General features: G+C 48.1%; 7 protein-coding genes. 6 read left to right on the top strand and 1 reads right to left on the bottom strand.

The window, feature by feature from the left end:
* On the top strand, positions 1-238 hold a 238-nt coding region (locus GOU96_RS16290), incomplete at its 5' end, for a hypothetical protein (protein WP_324702019.1).
* Here GOU96_RS16290 and GOU96_RS16285 read toward each other — a convergent pair.
* On the bottom strand, positions 185-376 hold the full coding sequence (locus tag GOU96_RS16285) for a TetR family transcriptional regulator (RefSeq protein WP_309303415.1): 192 nt from the start codon (positions 374-376) through the stop codon (positions 185-187). The two genes, GOU96_RS16290 and GOU96_RS16285, sit on opposite strands and share 54 nt — an antisense overlap.
* Positions 377-735: 359 nt before the next feature.
* Here GOU96_RS16285 and GOU96_RS16280 point away from each other — a divergent pair, with 359 nt between their 5' ends.
* The 5 genes from GOU96_RS16280 (at position 736) to GOU96_RS16260 (ending at position 7,294) form a co-directional block, all read left to right on the top strand.
* Positions 736-2,451, top strand: a complete 1,716-nt coding sequence (locus GOU96_RS16280) for a dipeptide ABC transporter ATP-binding protein (protein WP_000054469.1) — start codon at positions 736-738, stop codon at positions 2,449-2,451.
* A gap of 91 nt (positions 2,452-2,542) precedes the next feature.
* Entirely contained in the window at positions 2,543-4,099 is a 1,557-nt protein-coding gene (locus tag GOU96_RS16275; RefSeq protein ID WP_000855615.1) for an ABC transporter substrate-binding protein, read from the top strand.
* A gap of 154 nt (positions 4,100-4,253) precedes the next feature.
* On the top strand, positions 4,254-5,231 hold the full coding sequence (locus GOU96_RS16270; RefSeq protein WP_000490818.1) for an ABC transporter permease: 978 nt from the start codon (positions 4,254-4,256) through the stop codon (positions 5,229-5,231).
* A gap of 2 nt (positions 5,232-5,233) precedes the next feature.
* Positions 5,234-6,172: an ABC transporter permease gene (locus GOU96_RS16265; protein WP_001277181.1), complete on the top strand. Its 939-nt coding sequence runs from the start codon at positions 5,234-5,236 to the stop codon at positions 6,170-6,172.
* A gap of 174 nt (positions 6,173-6,346) precedes the next feature.
* Positions 6,347-7,294: an SPOR domain-containing protein gene (locus GOU96_RS16260; protein WP_001127286.1), complete on the top strand. Its 948-nt coding sequence runs from the start codon at positions 6,347-6,349 to the stop codon at positions 7,292-7,294.
* The last annotated feature ends 163 nt before the right edge of the window (positions 7,295-7,457 follow it).

Genomic DNA, 7,457 nt, shown 5'->3' with positions numbered 1-7,457 from the left:
CTCTTCAAAGCCTCAGCATTTGCTGAGGCTTTTTGCATTTTATCTCTTTGAAACTCATGTTTCCTCGCCAAGTTGTCCTGTATTGACACTGTCTACCGATGGCCGCTTTTTCATCATGACGTTGTTGGGCATATTTCTCTCTAGTAAATTGCGATCTTACCGACAATTCATCGATATTTTCCCGCTAAGACATCTGTTCACGACTATGGTTACTGAAGTGCTCAGTATGGCTCAATGAACTATTTTTATGATTTATCTGAGTTAAATTGGGAATTTTTTGGTTTTTATGACTGGATAGATGCTTATCATCCAGAGTTTTGCTTTGTTGTTTGCACTCAAAATTTGTCAGTTGTTTATTATTTGTTAATTTTTCCATTTTTGCGTGGAGAAAAGTTATGCGTTGGTTGTTTTATCTCCTGTTATAAATCACGTCGTTTGCAGTAACAAATACCAATCATACTGAGATTTTTTCAATTTTTTAAAAATGGTAAGACCAATAATATATGTGATTTTTTTGCATATTAAGCTATTTGTGGAAATTGTTTCTGGGTTAAGGCGCTTTTTTATCCTCTCTTTGTTGCTTTTGTGTGAAAGATTTGCCAAATTGAGAACCTTATAAATTGTCAGAATATTGTTCTGATTGGAATGGATGCAAAATGTACATCAGTCTCGCCTTGTTCGCTGATGTGCTTCAGACAGGGCAGAATGCTGCCACAGCAGTAGAGGTCTGATGGAATGTCACTTTTAGAAGTCAAAAATCTTAGAATTGAATACCCTTCTCGTCACGGTGTGCACGCGGCGGTGAAATCACTCACCTTAGATATCCAACGTGGTGAAATTGTCGGTGTGGTTGGGGAATCGGGCGCCGGAAAATCGACGGTCGGTAATGCGGTGATTGACCTGCTCAGCCCTCCGGGAACTATTGCGGGCGGTGAAGTGTATTTAAACGGTGAGAAGATCTCTGGTCTTTCTCCGCAAGCGATGCGTGAAGTACGTGGTAGTAAAATTGGTTTTATTTTCCAAGATCCCATGACCTCACTCAACCCGCTGTTTACCGTCGAGCATCAGTTGACCGAAACCATTCATGCCAACATGCAGGTGAGTGCCGAAGAAGCGTATCAACGTGCTTTATCTTTGATGAAGCAAGTCGGTATTCCGCAGCCTGAAAATCGCCTTAAACAGTATCCTCACCAATTTTCTGGTGGCATGCGTCAACGGGTGGTGATTGCGATCGCGTTGGCTGGTGAACCTGATTTGATCATCGCTGATGAACCTACCACCGCGCTGGATGTGTCGATTCAAGACCAGATCCTGAATCTGATTCGTGAACTGTGTAAGAAGAATAATGTGGGTTGCATGCTGGTCACTCACGATATGGGGGTGGTTTCTAACGTTACTGATCGCGTAGCGGTGATGTACCGTGGTGATTTGGTGGAGTTCGGTCCGACTGCCAAAGTGCTTGGCACACCTGAGCACCCTTACACTCGTAGTTTGATTTCAGCGGTACCGCGTTCTGATCGCAAACTCGACCGTTTCCCTCTGGTGAGCTATATCGAAGAAGCGAAAGAGCTCAAGCCTTTGGATGTGAAAAGCCATTGGTTGGGGCAGAGCCAAGATCACCGCAAATACACAGGGCCGCTGTTAAAAGTCGAAAACGTCAATCTACGTTTTGTGACCAAAGATTCGCTGTTTGAAAGCCGCCGTGAGTATGTGCAAGCGTCGAATAACGTCAGTTTTGAAGTGCATGAAGGGGAAACCTTTGGTCTGGTCGGCGAATCGGGTTCAGGTAAATCGACCATTGCACGCGTGATTGCCGGTTTGTATCAACCCAATGCGGGGCGAGTGACTTTTGAAGGCATCGATTTAACCGCGCTGAAATCGGAGCACGAACGTCGCCCACTGCGTCGTCAAATGCAGATGGTATTCCAAAACCCGTACACGTCGATGAACCCGCGGATGAAGATTTTTGACATCATCGCCGAGCCGATCCGCTTTCATAAATTGACACGCAGTGAGAGTGAAACCCGACAAATCGTTAATGATCTGCTCGAGCATGTCGGCTTAGGTAAGATGGCGGGGCTGAAATATCCCCATGAATTTTCAGGTGGTCAGCGTCAACGGATCTCGATTGCGCGCGCACTCGCGACGCGACCACGTCTTTTGATTTGCGATGAACCTACCTCGGCACTGGATGTGTCAGTGCAGGCGCAAATCCTCAATTTGCTGAAAGATCTGCAAGATGAGCTCAATCTCACCATGTTGTTTATTAGCCATGATTTGCCTGTGATCCGCCAGATGTGCGATCGCGTTGGGGTCATGCAGATGGGGACGCTATTGGAAGTGGCACCCACTGAGCAGCTGTTTACCGATCCGCAGCATGAATACAGCAAGAAATTGATTTCCTTAATGCCTGAATTTACAGGCTTACGCGAAAGCACTACGGCAGCATAGCCGTTAACCATGGACCAACTTGGGTTGGCGATTGTTACAAAAGCAAATACAACAAACTAGGGATCTGGATTCCCGCATAAGGAGTTATGCAATGAAAACCATGAAAAACAAACTGGCGTTGGCTTTGATAGCGGCTGGCTTGAGTTTTGGTGCGATGGCAGCGGATATTACCGTGGCTTACGACGCTGACCCGGTCTCAATGGACCCACATGAGCAGCTGTCAGGCGGTACACTGCAACTGTCGCACATGGTCTTTGATCCACTGATTCGCTTTACACAAAAAATGGAATTTGAACCTCGTCTGGCCGAATCTTGGCAGCGTGTGGATAACGAAACCATGCGTTTCACTTTGCGCAAAGGCGTGAAGTTCCACTCTGGCAATGATTTTACCGCGGATGATGTGGTATGGACGTTCAATCGTTTGAAAGAATCGGCGGATTTTAAAGGGATTTTTGAACCTCTGGTCTCTTTGACTAAGGTGGATGATTACACCATCGAAATCAAAACGGCTGGCACTTACCCGCTGATTGAAAACGTGGCGACCTACATTTTCCCGATGGACAGCAAGTTCTACACCGGCACCACGGCGGATGGTAAAAACAAAGCAGAAATCGTTAAGCACGGTAACTCTTTTGCCTCTGAAAATATCTCTGGTACCGGGCCATTTACGGTGACGGCTCGTGAGCAAGGGGTGAAACTTGAGTTCCAACGCAACCCAAATTACTGGGATAAAGCGTCGAAAGGCAATGTGGACAAACTGACGCTGGCAGTGATTAAAGAAGATGCAACTCGCGTTGCGGCACTGCTGTCTGGCGGTGTGGATATGATTGCACCGGTTTCTCCGAATGATTACCAACGCATCAAAGATGCGAAAGGCGTAGATCTCTTCACTATGCCGGGCACTCGTGTGATTACCTTCCAAATGAACCAAAACAGCAACCCAGCGTTGAAAGATGTGCGTGTGCGTCAAGCGATTGTCTACGCTATCAACAACGAAGGGATTGTGGATAAGGTCATGAAAGGGGCAGCTACCACGGCTGCGCAGCAAAGCCCAGTCGGTTATGCCGGTTACAACGAGAACCTAAAACCACGCTTTGATCTCAACAAAGCGAAAGAGCTGATGAAAGAAGCAGGTTATGAGAAAGGCTTCAACCTGACCATGATCGCGCCAAACAACCGTTACGTGAACGATGAGAAGATCGCGCAAGCAGCATCGGCGATGTTGTCAAAAATCGGTATTAAAGTTGACCTAAAAACCATGCCAAAAGCGCAATACTGGCCTGAGTTTGATAAATGTGCGGCAGATATGCTGATGATTGGTTGGCACCCAGATACCGAAGACTCAGCAAACTTTACTGAGTTCCTGACCATGACCCGTGATTCAAATACGGGTAAAGGCCAGTACAACTGTGGTTACTACTCGAATGCGGAAGTCGATAAGTTAGTCAATGCCGCGAACGAGGAAACCGATCTAGAAAAACGCAGCACCATGCTGAAGAAAGTGGAAGAGATCCTGTATAACGAAGCGGCGTTTGTGCCTCTTCACTTCCAAGATCCGTCATGGGCCGCGAAAAATACGCTCGATATCGCACCTATCATCAACGGTATGGACTTCCCATACTTTGGCGATCTGGTGGTGAAAGAGTAATCTCGGACCACTCTGCTCTGTAGGCGTTGGTCTACAGAGCTTCTCTTCGGGTACAGGGTTTTGTTTCAGTCGGGCCCCGTACCCTTTTTCAGACTGAAAGGTTTTGGCGCTTCATCGCGCCCACAGATTCACATGGAAAGTTAAGGGGCAAGGAATGTTTTCGTTTCTGGTCAAGCGCCTGTATCAGGCACTGATAGTGATGTTTGTGATCAGTTTGGTAGCGTTTGCCATTCAGGACAACCTGGGTGATCCGCTGCGCGAGCTTGTGGGTCAGTCCGTTTCTGAAGCAGAGCGTCAAGCACTGCGTGACGAATTAGGCCTCAATGATCCCTTCATTATTAAATATTCTCGTTTTGTGACTGCGGCGGTGCAGGGGGATTTAGGGACCTCCTATTTCTTTAAGCGTCCGGCGCTGGAAGTGATCTTCGATAAGCTGGTGGCGACACTGGAGCTGGTGTTTGGTGCCACGTTGATCATCATAGTGTTTTCAATCCCGCTTGGGGTCTATTCGGCGATTCATCCGAAAAGCTTGTTTACCAAGATAGTGATGGCGGGCAGCAGCATCGGCATTTCGATTCCGGTCTTTTTAACCGCGATCATGCTGATGTATGTCTTCTCGATTGAGTTAGGTTGGTTGCCGTCCTATGGTCGTGGCGAAACCGTTAACCTACTGGGCTGGGAGTCCGGATTCTTTACCCTCGATGGCTTGCGCCATTTGGTATTGCCTTCTATCGCACTGGCTTCCATTATGTTGCCGCTGTTCATCCGCCTCGTGCGCTCGGAAATGCTCGAAGTACTGAGCTCGGAATACATCAAGTTTGCGCAAGCCAAAGGTTTGCCACTCAACAAAATCTATTACCAACATGCGCTGAAAAACACCATGTTGCCAGTATTGACCGTGGGTGGGGTGCAGATTGGTACTATGGTGGCCTACACCATTTTGACCGAAACCGTATTCCAGTGGCCGGGAACGGGCTTCTTGTTTTTAGAGGCGATTAACCGTGTGGATACGCCACTTATCACCGCCTACGTCATCTTTGTTGGGTTGATCTTTGTCGTGACCAACACGATTGTCGACCTCTTGTATGGCCTGATTAACCCGACCGTCAACCTCACTGGCAAAGGAGCTTAACCATGAGTGCAGTATCGATCGCTCCTTCACGTTGGGAGCGCTTTAAGCAGTCCGATTTTCTCTATTATTTCCTGCGCGACAAAGTGGCGATGAGCAGCTTTGCGGTGTTTGTGCTATTTGTCATCGTGGCAATCAGCGCGCCCTTGATTGCGCCCACCAACCCGTACGATCTCTCGTCGATTGATATTATGGATGCAGAGCTTCCACCGTCATGGATGGAAGGGGGCAATGAACACTTTTTGCTGGGCACCGATGAGCAGGGGCGTGACATTTTCTCGACCATTCTGTACGGCTCACGCTTATCACTGACCATCGGCTTTTTGGCGGTGGGCCTACAACTGACACTCGGCATTGTGATTGGTTTGTCGGCAGGCTATTTCGGTGGCCGAATTGATAGCTTTTTAATGCGTTTTGCCGATATTCAGCTCTCATTCTCCACCATGATGGTGGCGATCATTGTGTCGGCGATCTTTAAAGCCAGTTTTGGTGGCGAGTTCTTCAGCCAATATGCGGTGGTGATGTTGGTGGTGATCATCGGTGTGGCGGAATGGCCGCAATACGCGCGTACGGTGCGTGCTTCGGTGCTGGCGGAGAAGAAAAAAGAGTATGTGGAAGCGGCACGCGTGATGGGCTTTAAAGCGCCGCGTATCATGTTCCGCCATATTTTGCCCAACTGTTTATCACCAATCTTGGTGATTTCAACGGTACAGGTGGCAAACGCGATCATGTCAGAGGCGGCACTCTCCTTCCTTGGCTTAGGATTACCGGTCGATCAGCCGTCACTGGGCTCTCTGATCAGTATCGGTTTTACCTACATTTTCTCGGGTGCATGGTGGATAACCGCCTTTCCCGGCATTGTATTGGTATTGCTGGTATTAGTGATTAACTTGCTTGGCGATTGGTTGCGTGATGTGTTTAACCCGAAAATTTACAAAGGGTAAGTAAATCCGATTGATTTGCTTCACAAACTCTCCATAAACTAAGAGCCGTTTTTGAATGCGGCTCTTTTTTTGCATTTATTTTTGCTATACCGGATCCCAATAAGTGTTCGAGGCGAGATAACTTGCCTGATTCGAACCCTGATTTCAGTCACAGAGTATTAAGGAGACAAGCGGATGCCGAAATGGATTCTATGCTGCAACCTGAGTGTGGCTTTACTGTTATTCGCCCCCATTGCTTCAGCCGAGAGTGACTATTTGTGCGATGCGCAGCAGGCGGCGGTTAACCAATTACCTGTGCTGGATGCGGCTTGCCCAATTGGCGATGGCCTGTGGGGCAAAAAGCCCAAACGGGGAGACTCTCTGTTTTGGATCCAGTGTGGCATGTTAAGCAAACCGATGCCGCTCGCCACAGTAAAAACCCTTTATGAACATATCTCGACCGATATTTGGGTCAAACCTGAGCCCAAAGGCGCGCGCTGTTTGATCGGCCCTTATAGCGATTTTGCTCTCGCCAGCAAGGAGCTGAAAAAGGTCAAAAAACTGGCGACCTTTGAGCAAGCATTCATTCGCCAAGTGGTGAAAACTTCTGCGCAGCAGCCGGTGATGAAAGCCAAACCCACAACCGCTGCGGTGGCTCCGGCTGCCAACACAGCGGTATCAGAAGCTTCAGCACCTAAGCCCGCGAGTAAACCGAAAAGCGAAGAAAAATCCGCTCCCACAGTGGTACCCGCCGCCGCGCCAATGAAACCCGCTGCAAAACTGAGCAGCACACCTAAACCTTCGGGAAACAGTGGTTTTGTATTGCGCCAGCAAGTGAAAGTAGGCAGCCAAACCTTTGCTGTGCCGTACAGCGACAACCCGAAAGTGCAGTTTTACATGGAGCATGATCAGGCGTGGAATCGCCTCGACTATGATGCCGCGCAAATTGTATGTAGAGATCTAGGGATGCGTCTCGCTACTGAACAAGAGTGGTCAGCGTTATTAAAATCGAAACAGATGCAGCAACATCAGTGGCCAGTACAGTTACCGTATTGGGGAGAAGGGCGTAAAGGGATGTTCACCACCGGAAAAATCAATGTGTTAAAAGGCTCATCACTGCTCAATGTTGTGTGTGTGAAGTAAAACGCTTATTGATTCGGGCCATCAGTTGATGACCCTTATCATCCTTAAACCACTGGTTATGGCGGTGATTGTTTATCGGTCATTTACCGATGTAGCGTTTGTTAGTGTTTCAACTTGGGGTTGCCCCAGTTCTGGAAGAGTGTTTTCCTGAGCTTCCTGAGCT

Origin of the sequence: Vibrio sp. R-1, from assembly GCF_035615595.1 — a bacterium.
Lineage (GTDB): Bacteria > Pseudomonadota > Gammaproteobacteria > Enterobacterales > Vibrionaceae > Vibrio > Vibrio cholerae.
The sequence above is the reverse complement of the archived record's forward strand: the minus strand, read 5'-3'. Positions and strand labels throughout refer to the sequence as shown.